The sequence below is a fragment of the Rahnella perminowiae genome, assembly GCF_019049695.1.
Lineage (GTDB): Bacteria > Pseudomonadota > Gammaproteobacteria > Enterobacterales > Enterobacteriaceae > Rahnella > Rahnella perminowiae.
Window position 1 is genome coordinate 1 of record NZ_JAFMOT010000015.1, and the last position, 255, is coordinate 255.

1 pseudogene is annotated in these 255 nt (G+C 60.4%); it reads left to right on the forward strand.

The window, feature by feature from the left end:
* Window positions 1–255: pseudogene (locus J1781_RS00050) on the forward strand (colicin E3/pyocin S6 family cytotoxin); the annotation flags it as partial.

The window sequence follows — 255 nt, forward strand, 5'->3', positions numbered from 1 at the left end:
CGCCGTGGTACAAAAAGATGTTTGGCGGGAAGGCTGATACGCCCGCACAGTCTGGCATGCCGCTGGCACTCCCCGTGGCAACGGGGGGCAGCACTCAGCTAATCGCGTCGGGCATGAGTGCACTGCACGGGGTGACGTCAGTCCGCCTCGGCAGCCTGTTCGTGAATCCGGTAACCGTCGGTGTTATCGGAACCTTTTATTCGAACGAGCTGAACGCTGGTGAGGCGGATATTTTAAGCGACAGCCGGCTTGCGG